This window comes from Nocardia sp. CA-107356 (genome assembly GCF_050946365.1).
Lineage (GTDB): Bacteria > Actinomycetota > Actinomycetes > Mycobacteriales > Mycobacteriaceae > Nocardia.
Genome location: NZ_CP191992.1, coordinates 187,341 through 206,628, shown reverse-complemented (window position 1 = coordinate 206,628; position 19,288 = coordinate 187,341). Strand labels below are relative to the sequence as shown.

At 64.5% G+C, this 19,288-nt stretch carries 17 protein-coding genes and 2 pseudogenes; 8 read left to right on the top strand and 11 right to left on the bottom strand.

The genetic code is table 11. The features are described from left to right. Positions 1-71: 71 nt before the first annotated feature. Genes ACQP1G_RS00980 through ACQP1G_RS00970 form a run of 3 tightly spaced genes read left to right on the top strand, consistent with a single transcriptional unit; the run spans position 72 to position 3,552 of the window. Positions 72-290, top strand: coding sequence for a heavy-metal-associated domain-containing protein (locus ACQP1G_RS00980; RefSeq protein WP_433197428.1), 219 nt, complete (start codon positions 72-74; stop codon positions 288-290). Positions 291-313: 23 nt separating this feature from the next. Further along, positions 314-1,234, top strand: a complete 921-nt coding sequence (locus ACQP1G_RS00975) for a hypothetical protein (protein ID WP_433197426.1) — start codon at positions 314-316, stop codon at positions 1,232-1,234. A gap of 35 nt (positions 1,235-1,269) precedes the next feature. Then, the gene (locus ACQP1G_RS00970; protein WP_433197424.1) at positions 1,270-3,552 is read left to right on the top strand and encodes a heavy metal translocating P-type ATPase; all 2,283 of its coding nucleotides are present in this window, start codon (positions 1,270-1,272) and stop codon (positions 3,550-3,552) included. Between the two features lie 528 nt (positions 3,553-4,080). Here the strand turns inward: ACQP1G_RS00970 and ACQP1G_RS00965 are convergent. Next, positions 4,081-4,737, bottom strand: coding sequence for a maleylpyruvate isomerase family mycothiol-dependent enzyme (locus tag ACQP1G_RS00965; RefSeq protein ID WP_433197422.1), 657 nt, complete (start codon positions 4,735-4,737; stop codon positions 4,081-4,083). A gap of 70 nt (positions 4,738-4,807) precedes the next feature. Here ACQP1G_RS00965 and ACQP1G_RS00960 point away from each other — a divergent pair, with 70 nt between their 5' ends. Next, on the top strand, positions 4,808-5,746 hold the full coding sequence (locus tag ACQP1G_RS00960) for a MerR family transcriptional regulator (RefSeq protein ID WP_433197420.1): 939 nt from the start codon (positions 4,808-4,810) through the stop codon (positions 5,744-5,746). Here ACQP1G_RS00960 and ACQP1G_RS00955 read toward each other — a convergent pair. The 4 genes from ACQP1G_RS00955 to ACQP1G_RS00940 all read right to left on the bottom strand — a co-directional run bounded on the left by ACQP1G_RS00955 (position 5,743) and on the right by ACQP1G_RS00940 (position 10,405). Next, positions 5,743-6,033, bottom strand: coding sequence for a TolB family protein (locus ACQP1G_RS00955; protein WP_433197418.1), 291 nt, complete (start codon positions 6,031-6,033; stop codon positions 5,743-5,745). The genes ACQP1G_RS00960 and ACQP1G_RS00955 overlap by 4 nt on opposite strands. A gap of 76 nt (positions 6,034-6,109) precedes the next feature. Beyond that, positions 6,110-7,678, bottom strand: coding sequence for a protein kinase domain-containing protein (locus ACQP1G_RS00950; RefSeq protein ID WP_433197416.1), 1,569 nt, complete (start codon positions 7,676-7,678; stop codon positions 6,110-6,112). A 517-nt stretch (positions 7,679-8,195) separates the two neighbouring features. After that, the gene (locus ACQP1G_RS00945) at positions 8,196-9,323 is read right to left on the bottom strand and encodes a lipase family protein (RefSeq protein WP_433197414.1); all 1,128 of its coding nucleotides are present in this window, start codon (positions 9,321-9,323) and stop codon (positions 8,196-8,198) included. Between the two features lie 464 nt (positions 9,324-9,787). After that, positions 9,788-10,405, bottom strand: a complete 618-nt coding sequence (locus ACQP1G_RS00940; protein WP_433197411.1) for a hypothetical protein — start codon at positions 10,403-10,405, stop codon at positions 9,788-9,790. Between the two features lie 776 nt (positions 10,406-11,181). Between ACQP1G_RS00940 and ACQP1G_RS00935 the strand changes: the two genes are divergently transcribed. The 3 genes from ACQP1G_RS00935 to ACQP1G_RS00925 all read left to right on the top strand — a co-directional run bounded on the left by ACQP1G_RS00935 (position 11,182) and on the right by ACQP1G_RS00925 (position 13,074). Further along, positions 11,182-11,535 carry a hypothetical protein gene (locus ACQP1G_RS00935; protein ID WP_433197408.1) on the top strand — a complete coding sequence of 118 codons (354 nt, stop codon included), beginning with the start codon at positions 11,182-11,184 and terminating at the stop codon, positions 11,533-11,535. A 283-nt stretch (positions 11,536-11,818) separates the two neighbouring features. Next, complete coding sequence (locus ACQP1G_RS00930; protein WP_433197405.1) at positions 11,819-12,220, top strand: VOC family protein; 402 nt, start codon at positions 11,819-11,821, stop codon at positions 12,218-12,220. Positions 12,221-12,423: 203 nt separating this feature from the next. Then, positions 12,424-13,074, top strand: coding sequence for a class I SAM-dependent methyltransferase (locus ACQP1G_RS00925; RefSeq protein WP_433197403.1), 651 nt, complete (start codon positions 12,424-12,426; stop codon positions 13,072-13,074). Between the two features lie 249 nt (positions 13,075-13,323). Here the strand turns inward: ACQP1G_RS00925 and ACQP1G_RS00920 are convergent. Then, positions 13,324-13,980, bottom strand: a pseudogene (locus ACQP1G_RS00920) (nitroreductase); the annotation flags it as partial. 145 nt (positions 13,981-14,125) lie between these two features. Between ACQP1G_RS00920 and ACQP1G_RS00915 the strand changes: the two are divergent. Next, positions 14,126-14,776 carry an FMN-dependent NADH-azoreductase gene (locus ACQP1G_RS00915; protein ID WP_433197400.1) on the top strand — a complete coding sequence of 217 codons (651 nt, stop codon included), beginning with the start codon at positions 14,126-14,128 and terminating at the stop codon, positions 14,774-14,776. Positions 14,777-14,820: 44 nt separating this feature from the next. On the opposite strand, the gene ACQP1G_RS00910 is transcribed toward ACQP1G_RS00915, so the two are convergent. The 5 genes and pseudogenes from ACQP1G_RS00910 to ACQP1G_RS00890 form a co-directional block, all read right to left on the bottom strand. Next, complete coding sequence (locus tag ACQP1G_RS00910) at positions 14,821-15,306, bottom strand: MarR family winged helix-turn-helix transcriptional regulator (RefSeq protein WP_433197397.1); 486 nt, start codon at positions 15,304-15,306, stop codon at positions 14,821-14,823. A gap of 1,369 nt (positions 15,307-16,675) precedes the next feature. Beyond that, entirely contained in the window at positions 16,676-17,158 is a 483-nt protein-coding gene (locus tag ACQP1G_RS00905; protein WP_433197395.1) for a SitI3 family protein, read from the bottom strand. 16 nt (positions 17,159-17,174) lie between these two features. Further along, positions 17,175-18,632: a hypothetical protein gene (locus tag ACQP1G_RS00900; protein WP_433197392.1), complete on the bottom strand. Its 1,458-nt coding sequence runs from the start codon at positions 18,630-18,632 to the stop codon at positions 17,175-17,177. Between the two features lie 58 nt (positions 18,633-18,690). Next, positions 18,691-18,939, bottom strand: a pseudogene (locus ACQP1G_RS00895) (WXG100 family type VII secretion target); the annotation flags it as partial. A gap of 23 nt (positions 18,940-18,962) precedes the next feature. Beyond that, positions 18,963-19,286, bottom strand: coding sequence for a WXG100 family type VII secretion target (locus ACQP1G_RS00890; protein WP_433197389.1), 324 nt, complete (start codon positions 19,284-19,286; stop codon positions 18,963-18,965). Positions 19,287-19,288: the final 2 nt, after the last annotated feature.

The following is a 19,288-nucleotide window of genomic DNA, read 5'->3' as shown; positions in this document are numbered from 1 at the left end:
ACAATGTACCCTAGGGGGGTATGGTAGATCGCAGTTCGACGGCGCGAGCCGTCATCGGAGAAGGAGAGCAGATGAGCACCGCAGCCACCACCGCCACTGTCACCGTCACCGGCATGACCTGCGGCTGCTGCGTCAACTCGGTCAGCAAGGAGGTCGGCAAGATCGACGGCGTCACCGGCGTCGATATCGACCTCGCCAGCGGCAGGGTGACCGTCGCCAGCAGCACGGCGGTCGAACTCAGCGCCATCGCGGCCGCCGTCGACAAAGCCGGATACCGGCTCGCCAACTAACGACACCAGAACGGAGCATCCCGATGAACGCGTCCAGCAAGTTCGCCGGTTACGCCCTCGGTCTCGCAGCGGTCTTCGGGATCGCACTGGCGATCGGCGCCACACTGGGACCAGAACCCACCGAATCCGCGCACGATTCGACGGCACATGGGGCCATGGGCGAGTCGAAGTCCGACCAAGTGCCCGCGGGACTGATGGCCAGCGAAAACGGATACACCCTGCGCCTGGACACCTCGCAGACCAGCGCCGCGGCGAACGTACCCCTGCGGTTGCGGATCCTGAATCGCGAGGGCGCACCCGTCACCAACTACATCCGCAGCCACGACAAGGATCTGCACCTCATCGTGGTCCGCCGCGATATGGCTGCCTTCCAGCATGTGCACCCGACGCTCGATCGGGCCGGAACCTGGAGCGTCCCCCTCGACCTCACCCGCGCCGGTGACTACCGGGTCTTCGCCGACTTCACCCCCGAAGGGGGCGAGAACCTGACCCTCGGCGCCGACCTGCGGGTCGCGGGCAACTACGACGCCCAGGCGCTGCCCGCACCGTCGACCACTGCCCAGGTCGGCGAGTACACCGTCACGCTGGACGGCACGGTCACCCCGGGCCAGCCATCGAAGGTCGTGCTCTCGGTCGACCGCAACGGCAAGCCGGTCACCGATCTGCAGCCCTACCTGGCGGCCTACGGTCACCTCGTGGCCCTGCGCGCCGCCGACCTCGGTTATCTGCACGTCCACCCGGAAGGCAGTCCGGGCGACCGCGTGACCCCGGCCGGACCAGGCATTACCTTCTACGTCGACGCGCCGAGCGCCGGTGACTACCGGCTCTTCCTCGATTTCCAGCACGAAGGCGTGGTCCACACCGCCGAATTCACCCTCTCGGTCACCGATGCCGGAGCCGCGGCGGCGGGACCTGCCGCACAGCCTGCCGGACACGGCCACTGAATCACTACCCTGAGTCGCACAGAACGGAGCACACGATGACCACCGCGACACAACCTTCCGCCGGACAGGTCGAATTGGTGATCGGTGGCATGACTTGCGCATCCTGCGCCAATCGCATCGAGAAGAAGCTGAACAGGCTCGACGGTGTGACCGCCACGGTCAATTACGCGACGGAGAAGGCGCGGGTCGATTTCAGCGGTGATATCTCACCGGAGGAGTTGATCGCCACGGTCGAACAAGCGGGTTACACCGCCGCCTTGCCCGCGCCGAAGGTCGAACAACCCGTGGAAACCGGAGCGGACGAGGATCCGACGGCGGCGCTGCGGACGCGACTGCTGGTGTCGATGGTGCTGACGGTGCCGGTCATTGCGATGGCAATGGTCCCCGTGCTGCAGTTCACCAACTGGCAGTGGCTGTCGCTGACGCTGGCCGCACCGGTCGTGGTGTGGGGTGCGCTGCCGTTCCACCGGGCCGCGTGGACCAATCTGCGTCACGGCACCGCCACCATGGACACGCTGGTGTCGATGGGAACTCTCGCGGCATTGGGCTGGTCGCTGTACGCGCTGTTCTGGGGCACCGCCGGCATGCCCGGTATGAAGCACCCGTTCGAGTTCACCATCTCGCGGATGGACGGGACCGGCAGCATCTACCTGGAGGCCGCCGCGGGGGTCGCCACATTCATCCTGGCCGGACGCTTCTTCGAGGCGCGCTCGAAGCGGCGGGCGGGCGCGGCGCTGCGGGCGCTGCTCGAGCTCGGCGCCAAGGAAGTTTCGGTGCTGCGCGGCACACGGGGACCGCAGTCTGCGGACTGGGCAAGCGCCGTCGAACAGCGCATCCCGATCGAGCAGTTGGTCGTTGGTGACATGTTCGTGGTGCGGCCGGGCGAGAAGATCGCCACCGACGGTGTGGTGGTCGAGGGTTCCTCGGCGGTCGACGCCTCGATGCTGACCGGTGAATCGGTGCCGGTCGAGGTCGGTCCCGAGGATGCCGTGGTCGGTGCGACAGTCAATGTCGGCGGACGGATCGTGGTGCGCGCCAATCGGATCGGCTCCGACACCCAGTTGGCTCAGATGGCGAAGCTGGTCGAGGACGCGCAGACCGGTAAGGCGCAGGCACAGCGATTGGCGGACCGGATCTCCGGGATCTTCGTGCCCATCGTGATCGCGCTGTCGGTCGCGACGCTCGGATTCTGGCTCGGCACCGGCGGTTCGGTTGCCGCGGCCTTCACCGCCGCGGTCGCGGTGCTGATCATCGCCTGCCCGTGCGCCCTCGGGCTGGCCACGCCGACCGCGTTGTTGGTCGGCACCGGCCGCGGTGCGCAGCTCGGCATGCTGATCAAGGGTCCGGAAGTGCTGGAGTCGACCCGTCGGGTGGACACCGTGGTACTCGATAAGACCGGCACCGTCACCACCGGCAAAATGACCCTGCTCGATGTCCTTGCCGCCGCAGACGAAGACACCGGCGAGGTACTGGCACTGGCCGGGGCGCTGGAGAATTCGTCGGAGCACCCGATCGCCCAGGCGATCGCCAAGGGGGCGCGCGAAAAGGTCGGCCCATTGCGGCCGGTCGAGGACTTCGCCAATATCGAGGGCCTCGGTGTGCAGGGCGTAGTGGACGGACACGCGGTGATCGTCGGGCGCGCCCGGCTGCTCGCCGATTGGGCCCAGCACCTCGACGCCGACCTGGAGCGGGCCCTGCAAGCGGCCGAAGCCGACGGCAAGACCGCCGTCGCGGTGGGCTGGGACGGTAGGGCCCGCGGCGTGCTCGTGGTCGCGGATGCGGTGAAACCCACCTCGGCCCAGGCGATCTCGCAGCTGAAGGAGCTCGGGCTCACCCCGATCATGCTGACCGGCGACAACACCGCCGCGGCGAAAGCCATTGCGGCGCAGGTCGGTATCGACGAGGTGATCGCGGAGGTGCTGCCCGTCGACAAGGTGGACACCGTCAGGCGGCTGCAGGACGAAGGCAAAGTGGTCGCGATGGTCGGCGACGGCGTCAACGACGCCGCGGCCCTGGCCCAAGCCGACCTCGGCCTGGCCATGGGCACCGGCACCGATGTCGCCATCGAGGCCAGCGACCTGACCCTGGTCCGCGGCGACCTGCGGGCGGCGGCCGACGCGATCCGGCTGTCCCGCAAGACCTTGGCCACCATCAAGGGCAACTTGTTCTGGGCCTTCGCCTACAACGTTGCGGCCATCCCGCTCGCCATGGCCGGACTACTGAACCCGATGCTCGCCGGTGCCGCGATGGCCTTCTCCTCGGTCTTCGTGGTCAGCAACAGCCTGCGCCTACGCACCTTCCGTTCCACCGCTCAGTAGGAACTCATCGGGCGGGATGGCCAGATGCCGTCCCGCCCGATTTCAGCGTGCGATCCGACAGCCTATGGCCGCATCTGCCTCACTGCAGGATGCCGCTATTTCCCAGTGCCATCGCAGCACTTCCGGTGGCCCAGGCGGCGGCAGCACTTCCGGTCGCGGCCAAGAGCGAGAGAACAATCATCGGGTCGACCTTTCGTAGAACAACGATCAGCAACCGAAAGTTACTGCCGCCCAATAATGTCCGCAATCAGCAGCCGACAACTCTCGGCAACCTCTCGCAACATTGCCAGTCAATTCCCAGCAAGATTTCGCACACCCACCGTCGCACGTCGGCAGAATTGTCGTTGGACGGAACCGGCGCGCTGGCGACGCAGCTTCCAACCGCGGCGACCCACATGTCCGACAGCGGCGGCCGGATCTGGTCACACCCGAGGTCATATAACCCGCCGGGTCCGGTCGCACGACCACCGAGCGACATCAGCACCGTTGTCACGGCTGTCGACTCTGCAACAGACCAACGTCATTCGGCTATCGAGGACCGTCATCGGCGATCAGTAGCGCAGCACCGTTGCCGGTGAGGAGATTTCGCGCGGCGCGGCGACCAGTGGCGAGTAGCAACAGCGCGGCGATGGGTCCTTCGATGGCGAGCCCGTCGCCGACGGTCCATTCCGTATCGGTTGCCACGAGGCGATAGCCGGCCAACTTCTTGCGGCAACCGGACATACCGGTTGTCCAGACTCGGTCGAGAGCCAATCGTGCAGCGTCGATCGGCATTTCGCGGGTGATGCCGAGTGGAACCGCAATGTCCTGGCCGTGTACGAGCAGGTCCATCAGCCGGTCCGCAGGTGTCGTGCCGACCGGAGTCACCCGTAGTTCGATGCTGTCGCGTAGCTGCGTGAGCAGCTGCGCAGTCGTCGTGTTCTCGGCGTGGCGGATGGCGGTATCGCGGATCGCTCGGTGCAGATTGCCTCGGGAGCGAATCACGTTGACCAGAATCCAGCCGATACCGGGATGTGTGGACAATACGATGTGCGCGACAACGTCACGCACGCTCCAGCCGGCACAGAGCGAGCCGTGATCCCACCCGTCTTCGGACAGCTTCTCCAGCAGTTCGACCAGGCTCGTCCGCTCGGCAGCGACCGCACGCCAAATCTGTTCGGTCGTCATCGTTTCGGTATTGGCCATTCGCTCGCTCCATCTTCGGTAGGTGTTCCAGTACGGTAGGAACTCCACCGGGGTGGAGGTTCAAGCGATCGTGACCGACAACACACACAGCTTGGTCAGCATCGGGGAGCTGTCTCGGCTGACCAGTGTTCCGGTCCGCACCATCCGCTTCTATTGCGACGAAGCGATGCTGGAGTCTCGACGCACCTCGGGCGGGCATCGGATGTTCGACCCTGCGACCGCGATCGATCGGCTCCTGCTGGTACGCCGTCTCCGGGCGCTCGGTCTCGGCCTTGCTCCGATCATGGATGTACTCACCGGCACCATGACGCTTGCCGAAGCGGTCGCCAGCGAACGGAGCGCACTCGACACCGAACTCGCCGCGTTGACATGGCGACGGGCCGCACTACTGGCAGTCGAAGACGCACCACCGGCCGAACGGGCCGCCCGCCTGGAGTTGCTCGCCGCGGTCCAGGACCGACACAGCGCTCATGACTCGATCGTGACGTTCTGGCGACGCACGCTGACCCCGTTGCCGCAGGACATGTTCGACGGCTTCATCGCAATGAACGTGCCGCACCTGCCGACCGATCCGGACCCGCACCACGTCGTGGCCTACGCCGAACTCGCCAGCCTCATCGCCGATCCCGCGCTTCGCGTCGTAATGTCACGCCAGCTGTGGCGATCGGATCGGACTCGGATCCGCCACAAGCTGGCACTACTCACCGGAGTCGCCCAGGCGTGCGAGTCCGCCGGTCACCTGCTCCTCGCGAACCAGCAGCCTGGGCCCGGCCCCGAACTCGACCAGTTCGTCGACGCCCACGCCGCCGCTAGAGGCGAACGCGACACGGCACGGTTCCGACAGCGACTTCTGATCGGCGCCACCGATTCCGATCACCGCATCCACCGATACTGGCGCCTGACCAACGAAGTCACCGGTACCGTCACGGTCGGGGCCGCTCAACACTGGCTGTACAACGCACTCTTACGATCGATCAGCCCGGACGACATTCCCACTGACACCCTTTAGTCATCTGTTCCCTTGCCCCAACTGGAATGGGGCGCAAGTTGTTTCGGATCAGTGAGACGATGCGGGTTGCCGCCGTCGCTGTTCATCACGTAGATGACGCCGCCGCGTGCGAAAGCGATGCCGGTGCCGTCGGGGGAGAACGCCGGGTGGTACCCGCCGTAGGCGAGTTTCGTGACATTGCTGCCGTCCAGATCCATTGTCGAGATCGAACGACCACCGACCACGATGTTCGAGCCATCGCAGGCAAAGCTCGGATCGCTGCCGTCGGCAAGCCGGGTGAGCAGCACCCTTCGGACCTATCTTGCGGATTCGACGAAACCCTGTGATGGCAGTGCCAACGCAGCGATATCGGTCGACTTGCCTCTAGCCGACCGGCACGGTCACGCCGGGGGACGACGGGGCGCCGTGCAGGACCAGTTCGCTGGGGACGTCAGCCTTCTTGTCGTTCTTCTTGCCGTTCTTGTCCTTGCTGGGTAGGTCGAAGGCCAGCCGGATCGTGCGGGTACTGCCGGGATCGATCTGATCGACGCCGTTGCGGGACGGGTTGAGTTCTGTGGTTGCCGTCGCGTCGGGGATGAGGGAGCGGCCGGCGGCGGTGATCAGGCGCTGATCGGCGATGCGGAAGACTTGCCCGCGTTGGGAGACGTTGGTGACCGTCAGCGTCACGATGGTGTAGGAACCGCCTGGGGTCACTGAACCGGTGCGGCTCACATTGGAAACCACCTCGGTCACGCTGAAGGCAAAGTTCCCGTCGCGCACCGCACCAGCCGGAACCGGGGATTGTGCACCGGTCGAGGGCGGCGGCGAATTGGTCGAGGCAGCAGCGGACGTCGTCGTGCCTGGAGCGGAGTCGGACCCGAGGACGCCGCTCAGCAGCCACAGTGCCGCCGCGGCGACGAGTGCCAGCCCGGCGGCGACCGGTAGCCATCGGCGCACCAGCAGCTTTCGCCGAAGATCCGGATACGCTGCCGGAGCGGCCGAGAATGTCCGAGGCTCGGGCGTTTGCGGCGTCGGCCGGGTCGCGGCCAGGGTCGGGGGCGGGCCGACGGCGGTCATGACGCGGGTAGGCGGGTGACTGCCCGATGTCGCCGGCGGGGTCGGTTGCGGTGATGTGGGCCAGCCCAACGCCGCACATGCCGCGTCGGCGAATTCACCCGCGCTGGCGTACCGTTCCCCTGGTTCCTTGGCCATACCGCGGGCGATAACAGCGTCCAGCGCTGGCGGGACACTGCGGGCGGCCCGCGAGGCACGCGGGGGGGCGGACATCAAATGTGCGTGCATCTGCTGTGCCGGGTCGCCGTCACCATATGGCAGCTTCCCGGTGAGGGTTTCATAAAGCACGCAGGCCAGCGAATAGACATCCGATCGGGGATCGGCCGTGCCGGTGAACCGCTCCGGCGCCATATAGCCCATCGTGCCCACCACCAGGCCGGTGGCCGTGAGAGCGCTGCCGTCGGCGGCGCGGGCGATACCGAAGTCGATCAGATATACGAAACCGCTGGTGTCCTCGAGGATATTGCCCGGCTTCACATCCCGATGAACAAGCCCCGCCGTATGAGCGGCATCCAGCGCCTCCGCGGCCTGGGCGATGACCTCGACCGCCCGCGCCGGCACCAGCGCACCCGCCCGCAGCCGCGTAGCCAGATCGACGCCCTCGATATAGGCCATCTCCAAAAACAGATGACCATCGACCTCGCCGAAGGCACGGATAGGCACGATGTGGGGGTTGCGCACCTGGGCACCCAGCCGGGCCTCACGCTCGAAACGGCGCCGATAGCCGAGATCGGCGGAATACGCCGCAGACAACACCTTCAATGCGACGGCGCTGCCGGTGCGGTCGCGCGCCAACCACACCTCACCCATACCGCCACGGCCCACCAAACGTTCGAGGTGGTAGTTCCCGAACGCGCCGCCAGCGCTCTGCACCGACACACCCTGACCGTATCGCCCGGGATCGCCGCCGCCGTGACCGGGAGACCCCACCCCACAGGCGGGCTCGACAGTCCCGATCCGACTGCGGGCAGCGCTCAACGGCATGCTGGACAGCAGGTTCTGCGAATGATTCGATCATCCTGCTCCTGAACCTGCTAACGACCGCGCTGGTGTCCGGTATTCGAGTGAGCGCTGAAGAGCCAGCGTCAGACCCGCAGTGGAGGAAAGCCCATGCCGTCGCACTCGCCTCCCCGATCACGCGAACGTCCTAGCCGATGAGCGGGTGCTGGCGCCACCGGGCGAAGGCTGCGGCCTGGCTCGGCTAATGGTCATGCCCTCTGCCCTATCGTCAGCGGGAACGATCCTCAACACGCTTGCGCTTGGGGTCAGGACCCCCACGCCTGTATTGCGAGAACCCCGACCACACCGCGCAGAAAGCCCGCCGGACCACCGATCCCCTGGCGTATGTGCATCGGCCACGACTCCCAGCGCACGCCCTCCAACGCCGACCGCACCGCTATTGAAACACTCGCCGCAGGAAGTCGAGACCCGCGTCGAACCCGCCGCCGACCGTGATTCCGGCGTGGTCCGTGTCGAAGGTCTGAAACTCATATGCCGTTCCGGCAGCGGTGAATTGCGCGAGCAGGGCCAGGGTGAGGGGGTACGGGGCGGAGATATCGCGTATTCCATGCCCGATGAAGATCGGCTGCTGATAGCCGGTCGTGGGAATGGCGAGGTAATCGTGGGCAATACGCCGGAATTCGGGCGTGTCCAGTGAGCGCGCCATCAGCGATCCGAGCGACGCGTCCCCGAGGACGCCATCCCATTCCGTCACACAGCGCGTGGAAATGTCGTGCAGCACTTGCTCACCACGGGCGGTGAGGTAGGGATGGATGTCGAAGTCGAGCAAGTTGGCCTCCATCCCGGCCAGGATGGCCACCACAACCGATACCGATCCGTTGATCGGCCCGAGGTTGGGCACACCCGGTCCCGCCAGTGGCACCAGCTGATCGAGCTGCGATCCGGGCGCCAGCGCCGCTGTCCCACGGAAGTCCAGTTCGGGCGCGTAGGAGGACGCGAGGTTCCCCGTTGCGAGCGCTGCCGATCCGCCTTGGGAGGCACCGAATGCCGCCCAGTTTTTCGACAGTTCCGGCACCGCGTGGCGTGCGGCGCGGACGATATCGATGGAAGCCGTTGCCTCGGTGCGGATGTGGTGGTAGGGGTGTGTCCGCGTGGAGACCTTGCTCAGGCCGAGGTAATCCGTGGCCACCGCCGCGTATCCGGCCTGGTTGAGGCGTAGCAGCAGCGGTGAATCATAGGGCGCGCCTGCCGAACTCGTCAGGCCGCACGTCGGACCGAGGCCATTGGTGCCGTGGTCCCAGGAGACGATGGGCCAGCCGCTCTCGGGGGCCGGGCCGCTCGGGAGAAATACTAGGCCGTTCGCGGTCGTCAGGCCGCCGTCGGCGGCTTCGGTGCGATAGGTGATCTCGTACCCGTTGCCGGTGCCACCCCAGCCGTCGGGCAGCTTCGTAAAGGAAACAAGGTCACCCGGCCGAGCGGCTTCAGGTGCGGCGAATGCATGTCCGGCGGTTCCGAGCAGGACCGCGAACAGGATCGTTATGACTCCAGAGATCAACTGGCGCATGTGAACCGACGATATGCGTGGCATGTGACCCTGCGGCAGACCACATTTAGGGGGTCATGCAGGAGGGCGCCGCCGAGGAAGGTTGTGGCGTACTGGCCCAACCTACCCCGCCAGATCCCCTTGGTCCTTCTCAGCCCACGCGAGTGAGCGGCGTCGGCGCCGGGAGCCCCGCCTTGCGGTAGATCAGCACGGCGACAACGAGTTTCGGGCGGCTGCTAATTGCCAGGGGTCGGGCCTGGTCCCGACCCCTGGCGACCATCTCCTCGCTGGCGGCGGGCCTGACCACGATGCGCTGATCCGTCGCGGGTGTCGGAGAAGATCGGCTCGCGCTGAAACCTCCGCGAGCTCGTCGAGCATCGCCCAGCCCTTCGGATTCTGGGCGACTTCGGTTTCTCCGGAACCCCGATTTCTCGCAGATGCTCCTCAACCCCCGACCGTTTGGCCGCTATTTCACCTGCCCGTGATCACGGCTGGCCGGTAGCAACCGCCTGTACGGCGTCGAGGAACTCCGGGCCGCCCACGACGTATCCGCCGACGGTTCCACCGATCAGCACACCCGCGGGGATGCTGATCCCCCATATCAGGGGCATACACGCCCCGAGGATGCCGCCCACGATGGCACCGCCGACGACGCCGGGCAGGTTCTTGTTGATCTGCTCCTTGAGCCGGTCGTAGGAGCTGATGTCCTTCAGTTGCGCAATATCTTCTGCCGTCGGGGTCGGGGTCAGCGTCAGGGTGCGGCCATCCGCACCGATGTGCTGCGCAATCGCGATCGAACGCCCGTCGACGGCGAAAGACTGCGGCACCTCGGTCACCGCCGCTCCGTCGCCGGACTCGAGCACCACCGCACCGTTCTGCGCGATCTCGAACTTGCCATTCTCGACGGTAGTGATAACGCCCCTGTCGACTGGCGAAACGGTGATCTGGTAATTGATTCCGTGATCCACACCGGAAGTCGTGTCCCCCGCGGTCACCGCAGTCGGCTGCTCCGTTACGGCCGGCTCTGCATGGGCGGTTGCCGCAGTGACACCCACGGCCGCGATGGCCATGAAAACAGCAGCAGTGATTTTCTCGAACTTCATTCTTCGAAACCCTCCACTCAGCTGCCCCTGATGGGCGGACCGAGTCAGACCTTAGACGGTGTCGAATTCAATGGCGTGTAGCACGCCACACACAGTTCGAAGTCACTGCACTCCTGTTCCCATGTGACCGACGGGAGAGCAGTACTCCGCACATACAGTGCGACAGCCCTGCCCCTGCATGCCGAATACCGACTACCTGAATACCGGTCCCTGCCAGTCGCCGGGTCGCGAAGACGAGCGACGATACGACGGCGTCATCGTCCCGGCGCGGGGAACTCGAGTTACCGCCGTGCCCACCGGTCGCAACGCATCGAGCGAAGAGTTGCGAGCCTGCTCCGCCAGGTAGCTCTGTCGGTGGACCATGACAGCAGCTATTCCCGAATCCTGGTGGCGTGTCGCCACGTGTATGCACCGAAGATATTCGCGAATGACGAACGGGGTCAGGTCAGCGTCTCGCGGTCGACCGAGCTTCTACCCCTCTCGAGCATCTTTCTATCCCGATGTGCGGATGCCCATTCGCCACCTACCGGCGCTATTCGCGCGAGCGCACCGGTGCTGCCCTGATCCGACGGAACCCGGCTGTCCGGTCAGGTCTGCGGTGATCACTTTGTGATGCCGGTAATGTGCGAGTTCGCCTGTAGCGCAGTATCGTCGGGCGCGGTGCGCAATAGTGGCCGCTCGATTGCTGTCTATTCATCAGAGCAGCAAGAGGCAGTCTCCCCCTGATGAAGTAGTGGAACTCGGTTGTTCCGAGGGCCCGAAAGGTTAGGAAAACAATGTTCCGTTATGCCCTGATCAAGACGAGTCGCGTCCTTGCTGTGAGTGCCCTGCCGTTGGCTGCGGCCGTCGTATTCGCGGGCGCGTCTTCCGCCGACGCGGGTCAGGCTGCTGCGGCGGCTCCGGCGGCACCGGTTGTCGCCCAGCCGATCGCCGGGCTCCCACTGGAGGATGTCAACACCAACCCCGACGCGCAGTACCCCGATCCGGTGCTGAACGGCGCGGCTGCCGGCGCTGCGATCGGCTCCGCCACCGGTTCCTTCATCGATCCTGTGCCCACCCTTCTCGGCGCCGTGATCGGCGGGATCGTCGGCGCGATCAGCCCGGGCGTCATCCCCCAGGTGCTGCCCTGATCCCCTAGGGCACAACCCTTTTCGTCGAGTCCGAGCAGCTCTCGCTGCTCGGACTCGACTCGTTCACCGACAGCACTGGAACGTCCACAACTGCCGATGAGCGTGCACTCATCGGGCTTCAACCGGAAGGATCGCTGGGTATCAACGCATCTGCATCCGTGCTGATAGAACTACGCTGATTCCCAACGACGTCGCCGAGGCGGCACCCAGCCTCGTCACCGCTTCGTCGCACCGACCAACGAACCGCCAGTCGAACCTGTCTTGCACGCGTAGTGTCGCGTGCATGGCTTGCAGGATTACCGAACTCGTCATCGACTGTGCCGATCCGCAACGGCTGGCGAACTTCTGGTGCGAAGTCCTCGACTACGTCGAACTCGGCTGGGAGGGTGATGCTTTGGAGATCGGTCCACCCGCAACCGGCTTCGGCGGGCCGCAGCCCACATTGGTGTTCATTCCCAGCACCGAACCGAAACACGGGAAACTGCCTATGCACCTAGACGTGAACCCCACTGACCGCGATCAGGGCGCCGAACTGGAACGGCTGCTCGCCGCCGGTGCGCGCAGGGTCGACATCGGCCAGACCACCACCGCATCGTGGCACGTGCTGGCCGACCCGGAGGGCAACGAATTCTGCCTGCTCCGCCGCCAGGTCGAGGTGTTGGAAGGCCATTCCAGCACACGGTGATGCCTCGACCCGCGCGTCCCGAGACAGTCACGCGACCCATCCGAGGGTCAACGGGCAGGCATCATCTCACGAGTCGACAATGCTCGCACCTGCCGCATACCGAGCTGTCCGAGCGGCATGTCACGCGGGGCGAACGTTGCTTTTCCATACCCAACATCGGTGTCGGCGGTGCACCCGATCGACTCGCCGGGAACAATGTCGATGTGACCGACTTGCTCGACGACGCTCACTTGGAACAGACCGCGGTAGTAGCGAACTCCGAGATGAACCGCGAGCGCCGCATCGCCGCATATCGCCGAGAACTCGGCTTCGACCCGACCGCATGGCTGACAGCGCGGCCAGCACCACAGCGGTGGCTGGATGTGGGATGCGGTAGTGGTCGCGCGCTATTCGACGCCGCAGCGTCACTGTCCGAGCACGTCGAGATCATCGGCTTGGACCTCGTCGACTACTTCGCCGGACCCACCCACCCCGGAGTGGACCTGATCACCGGGTCGGTGCTGACATGGCAGCCGCAGGCGCCAGTGGACCTCATCACTGCCGTCCACCTTTTGCACTACGTCGGCGACAAGATCGCCGCACTGACCCGGATGGCGTCCTGGCTCACCACCGACGGACAGCTCGTTGCCAACTTCGATGCCTCCTCGATCCGGTGGGCCGACGGGTCACCGATCGGTAGGCCATTCGCTACCTCACTGCGTCGCAACGGATTCCACTACGACGCCAGCAACCATCGACTCACTCGCACCGGACACGGCCTACCCCGCTGGGAGTTCCGGTATCTCGGCGCCGACACCCACGCAGGACCGAACTACACCGGACAAGACTGCGTCACTTCGCACTACCACCGATAACCTTCACACCTGCGCTCGACACGAAATGGCAGTAGCACCGAGGTCGGGACCGCGAAATCACTCACCAGTCGGTCCTGTCCATGGCAACCGCTCGCAGGCATCAGGAGCAAATGCCGTCTCATGCCGCGATAGCGCGCAGTCCGCTCGGTCGAATCGGTGACCGATTGTCGATGGCATATGAACGGCTACACGGGCGGGGCAAGAAGCGGCGCCTTGATCAGCCGAGGAGGGGTCGCGTCGCAGGCCGTCGACGAACGTGACCGTCTCGTCGAGCGGGGCTCGGCCGGTACGGACGTCACCTACGGTGACGTCCTCATACCCGATAGACATGCCACAGAACAGGACGAGTTCGTCCGGTGGTGACAGGACCTCGGCGACGGTCCGGTGGAACTTCGCCCACGCCATCTGCGGACAACTGTGCAGCCCTTCGGCGCGCAGCAGCAGCATGACGGTCTGCAGATACATGCCGACGTCGGCCCATTGCGCCGGGCCCATGTCGCGGTCGATGTAGCAGAACAGGGCGGCGGGCGCGCCGAAACAGTCCCAATTCGCGGCAGCGGCCCGCTGACGCGCCTCCAGGTCCTCTCTGGGGATACCGAGTGCGCCGTAACGCTGCTCGCCGAAGGCGGAGCGGCGCTCACGGTAGGGGGACTTCAGTACGGGCGGGTACATCTCGTACTCCGGCTCGTCCCAGGAGTCGCCCGAGGCCAGGCGCTCGCCAGCACGCTTCTTGATCTCGGCCAATGACGTGCCGGTCACCACATACGCATGCCATGGCTGGATATTCGATCCGGACGGCGCCCAGGTCGCGGCGGATAAAACGCGCTCCAGCGTCTCCCTCGGGACCGGGCGGTCGGTGAACCCGCGCACCGCGCGTCGACTCGTCACCGCCTCATAGATGTCCATGATCACCCGCCTCCATCTGCTCAACGGGTCTACCTTCGTTACACCCACAATAGTATCACTCGATACCGTTTCATGCGATACTATCTCGGTACCGAATCCTCAGCCCTCGGTTCCCGCCGCGGGCACTGAACCTTGGAGAAAGCCCATGGCCACGCTGCTGCACATCGACTCATCCGTGTTCCCCGACGAGGCGTCCTCGTCCCGTTCGGTCACGGCCACCTTCCGCCGGACATGGGAGGAGCAGCACCCGGACGGCACGGTGATCTACCGTGACCTCGCCGCCGACCCCGTCCCGCACATCACCGCCGACGCCTGGTCCGCCGGATACGCCGCCCCCACCCAGCGCACCCGGGAGCAGTCCGCCGCATTCGCCGCACGCGTGACGTTCATCGAGGAGCTCGAGCGGGCGGACGCCGTCCTGATCGGCGCCCCCATGTACAACTTCTCGATCCCGTCGACCCTCAAGGCATGGCTCGACAACGTGCTCCTGCTCGGCCGCACCGCCGGCGAGACCCCCTCCGCCCAGGGCACCCCGGTTGTCGTCGTCGCCAGCCGCGGCGGCTCCTACGCGCCGGGCACCCCGCGCGAGGGCTACGACTTCGTACAGAACTACCTGGCGGCCGTCCTCGAAGGCACCCTAGGCCTGGACCTCGACTTCATCGTCCCGGAACTCACCCACGCCCCCCGCAACCCGGCCATGTCCGAACTGATCCCCCGCTACGAGGCGTCGCGCCAGCACGCCCTCGAGGAGGCGACCACCAAAGCCAAAGAACTCGCGCAACGTCTCACCGCGTAACCCGCCCGGCCCGAAGACGCCGTGCGCCGGGTGCGCGGGCGCGCCTACGCCTCGTCGTCCGCGTGATGGGCAAGCCGGGTCAGCAGATCCGTCAACTGCTCGGGCTCGCCGCGCCCCAGTTCGGCAACCAGACGCTCAGCCAACGGCTCCGCCGCCACGTGGGCGGCATCGAAGAGCTCCAGTCCCCGAGGTGTGATCTCCACTGCCCGGACCCGCCGGTCCCCCGCAACGGCCTTGCGTACGGCAAGACCCTTGCGCTCCAGGTCGTCCACGATGCGCATGATCCCGGCCTTGTCCGACCCCGTCGTCGCCGCCAGATCCCGCTGCACCGTCGGCCCGTGATTGACCAGCTCGATCAGCACCGCGAAATGCCGCAACTCGATGCCGAGCGGCCGAAGCGCCTCCCCCATCACCGCGGCCGCACGCCAGTGCGCCCGGCGCAGCAACAGGCCGAGAGCGAAAGGCGAGGGATCCCCGGGACGGTCGGTCGCACGCGAGGCAGTGGTGTGATGAGGAACGTCGGCGACCATGACGCCAGACTACTTCATTCGATACGGTATCGTTTGAAACTAAATGCGGCCTATGGGACGGCTCCGCCAACCCGCGACTACCGACGCACCTTCATTGGGTGGCGAAACGGCTGGTGTTTTACTGGAGCGGATGACGGGATTCGAACCCTGGTCCGGCGCTTCACAATTCGCCTGGTCGATAGCCCGAGCTAACCCAAATATTGGGCCGCAACAGACCTTTCAGAACTTTTCAGTACGTTACGAGATCCAAAGCTACCACCTATCTGGTGACATAGTCACCACGCCTTTGCCGCTGTGGTATTCGGGGTGGTGACGACGTCACCACCCCTCACCGGGTGACGGAATGTCTCCCCGCACCGGATCACGGGACTTTGCGTGGTCGCTGCATACGATGGATGCCGAGAGTCCTTGCAGGGCAAGGGATTCAGTGACTGCCACGGATGTGTATTGCGACTGTCGACGTCCGAGTGGTGGATCAGTCCGGGCTCGACCGGATACCCGTAGTAGTTACGCCGCCACACGGCCAGGTTGAGTGCTTTGGACACCAACGCCGCCGTCCTCGTGTTCGCTGCGGTCCAGTCGACGATCGCGCGGGAGTTAGGCGTCGAACACGAACGCCACTTACCCCCACCCCGTCCAGGTCGACACGGCGCTCTCGGGATCTGGGTGTACCGAGTCGGCCGTACCCGCGTTCAGGCAGAGCGAGGCTGCCCGCACCAACCCGTAGCGCCCGCTCCGCGCCTCACGACCAGCTCGACCGGGTCAGCGGTGCATCGGCACGATGCCCCTCGTCCGCCACGAGATAGCCCAATTCGATCCGAAAGTGTTGTGCCGTAATGGGGACACCGGAATCGCTGACGGTGGACAAACTGCATGCGGATCCCGTCGGGTATCGGGAAGAATACTGGTGCGGATTCGGACACCCCCTGATGTGCGTTGCCTTTGATCCGGTCGATAAGAGTACGCGCGGTCGCCTGTTGGTCAGCCGAAGCGAAGAAATCTCGTCCAATATAGGCGCCACTTCATCGCTCCTCGAAAATACCGCTCACGCCGCTAACGCCAAGGCATTCCGTGGTGATCTACTGGAGACGTTAGGATGAGCCTCGAGGATAAGCTTGGTGGCTGGACCGGACCGTCCAGCATGACCGAGCAGGAGAAACGGGATCGCTGGGAGCGAATGATTCGCTTGGTTAGCGACGACCTCTGCTGATGCCGGAATGATGACGTCTCCCTTGTCAAGCGCTTCAGCCACGGTGGGTGCGCCCGTTCCTGTGCTATCCCCCTGAGGAATTATCGGCCGAGTCATGCAGGAATTTGATTCGCCGTTTTATTGCAGTGCTACGCAATCAAAGGTGCGGATGGATTCATGTTAACTAAAGTGAAAATCCTCGCGTCGATACGGCAAGGTGATCATGGCCAAGCGCGTCGGATCCCAAACCAGCTCGTCCGGCTTCAAGCTCAAATCGCCATTTCGCCGCAGTAGCCACACGCTTTCAGAGTCCTCCAGGTACAGAAGGGCATCACCGTCTATTCGCTCGAGCAAGCCCGAGACGACTCTAACCATATCGTCGCCTTGAGTCGAGGTTGGCATATCCTTTCCATACTCGAATCGCACCAACACGGTCGGAGTGAAACCGAAGTTCTCCTCGACCGGGTCTCCCCAGCGGGAGGGCACCGACACGGCAACGCGAATCCAAGTTCCGTACCGAGTTAGAATACCTTGGCGAATCAGAAACTCCGCAGGGGGCTCCGTATCAATAACCTCCTTGCTCCTAGCGACCTCAATCACCGTATGGGCGAAGTCTTCAACAGAGGCCGGAATTGCCATCTTGAAGATGTAGCACAGTGACACTCAAAACCTCCTATCATCACGGGAAGAAGGGGACAATGTTACCACCCTTGTCGACAACTATTACTTCCTTAAGGCCTTGAATCGGCCAGTCACGCAGCTGAGACTTAAGCGTCGTCAGGTCGACGCTGCTATCGGACAAATTCAGCACGATCCTATCGGCCTGCCCGGAAGTTACCTTTCCCTCGATCGTCGATGCAATATTCCTCGCGTTACCCGTCGTCGGTGCATAATTATCGAATATCTGGCCCTCGATCTTGTAGTCTGGATTCTTGTTACCAGGTACCGAAGGATTCTGTTCGACCTTGTAGCCACCCTTGGCCAGAGTGTCGGCGGATTCGTTCTCGCGCGTGAGGGCGCGAATGTTTGCCGGATCCTTATCATTGGGGTCTATCGGCGTTCTTCTGCCCCCAGGAGTAGCGTTCGGGTCATGGGTGCCGGAGGGTTTGGTTGTATCCGACTTGGTAAAGCCCCTCTTGAGCTTCTCGACCAATTTTGTTGAGAGTTCTTTGATGCGCTGGATGGATTCTTTGGTTTTGGTGGTAGCCCGCTCGATCTTGACCGCAGCCCGGAGCTTCGCCGCTTGAACAGCCCTCTTGATCAGATCGGCGAACTTGTCGATGATCTTGGCTACTTTCACGGCGGTTTTGGCGGCCACCGCCGCGGCGCCGACGCCGAAGCTGACGCAGGAAGTGACTGCCGCGAAGACGAGGTCAACGGCGACTTCCGTGGCGAGCTCTACGGCGAGGTCTTTGACCAGCTGCACGAGTTCGTCGCGCATGTCGTCGTGAGCTTTTTTCTGGTCCCGGCAGGCTTGGGCGAGTTCGCCATAGGCGCCCGCGAGATCGCCTGCGGCAGTTTTTAACTCGCGGAGGTCTTCATCGATGAAGTTCGCATCCGGGGAGGTGACTTGTTCGAACAGGGCCGCCGCACGTTCGATTTCACCCGGAGTGGCGGTAACGGTGCCGTTGGTGGCGAGGTTGTTCCAGACATCGCCAGAGTGTGACAGCTTGGTCGTGTCGCCATCAGGAATAGGAATGCCGACTTTCACGGCCAGGTCGAGGCCGTCGTCGACGAGTCCACGGCCAGGTCCGCCCGCAGAAGGAGGCACCAGCAGCGAGACGAGCTCTTGCGGAGAGAGGGTGAACGAGGGGTTCAGGTTGGGAGCAGTGGGCTCGAGTTGCCCGCTGTTCGGGTCGTGGTCGGCAAGCGCATGGTTGTAGCCGGCCTGCTTGAGTACCTGGGCGTAGCCGTCGAGCGCCAAAACCATGTCAATCGACATCGTGTAGATGTCTTTGCATTGCTGGTCATAGGACTCGGCCCACTTCTTACCGTCGCCGACACTGCCGGCCATGTTGGTGGTGTCGCCGAAAGACCTCATCGCGGCCTTGAACGCCTCGAAGTATCCCGAGGAGGCTTTGGCGCAGATGTCGGCGGCGTCGTAATAGGTCTGCGGCGAGACGTCGAGGACCGTCACGACCGACTGCCCGAACTACGGCCGAGCATTGCAGGTTCGTGGTGATCGCGGCCTGGTAGCGGTCCCGGGCGCCTGTCGCTGCGGTGCGCATGGTCTCGATGCCCTCGGCGACCTCTTGGGCACTGGCCACCCACTTGGTGAACGCCTCGTTGGCGGCAGTAGCGGAGGGGCCTGTCCAGCTGGACTGCAATGCGCCTGTGCGTTGCTGGATGCCGGTTAGACTTTCGGTGAGGAATCCGACGAACCCCTTGAGCTGCGTGGCGATGTCGTCGAGCTCGGTCAGATCCACCCGGAACGAATCAGCCATGAATTTCATCCTCCCCCAACGCCTTACGGCAAATCCAACGAACTGGTGCCGGCGGCGCGCTGTGTGTCGAGCGTGATGTGGGTCTCAGCGACCACGCCGAGAAGTTCAGCCAACGTCGCCAACGCCTCCAGGACGGTTTCCGCGCCCTTGCGCGTCTCCTCCCATCCGGAGCGATAGGAGGTAGCGGAGTTGCCGGTCCAGTTCTCCAGCAACTTGCTGACATCAGCGTCGATGGAGCGGAGCCCGTTCACCAGCTCCTCAGCTGTCAGTTGCACGTAACGACCAGCATCGGTGACCTCGGCTGGAGCGACATCGAACGTTCCATCCCAGGAATTCGATTGCGCCACAT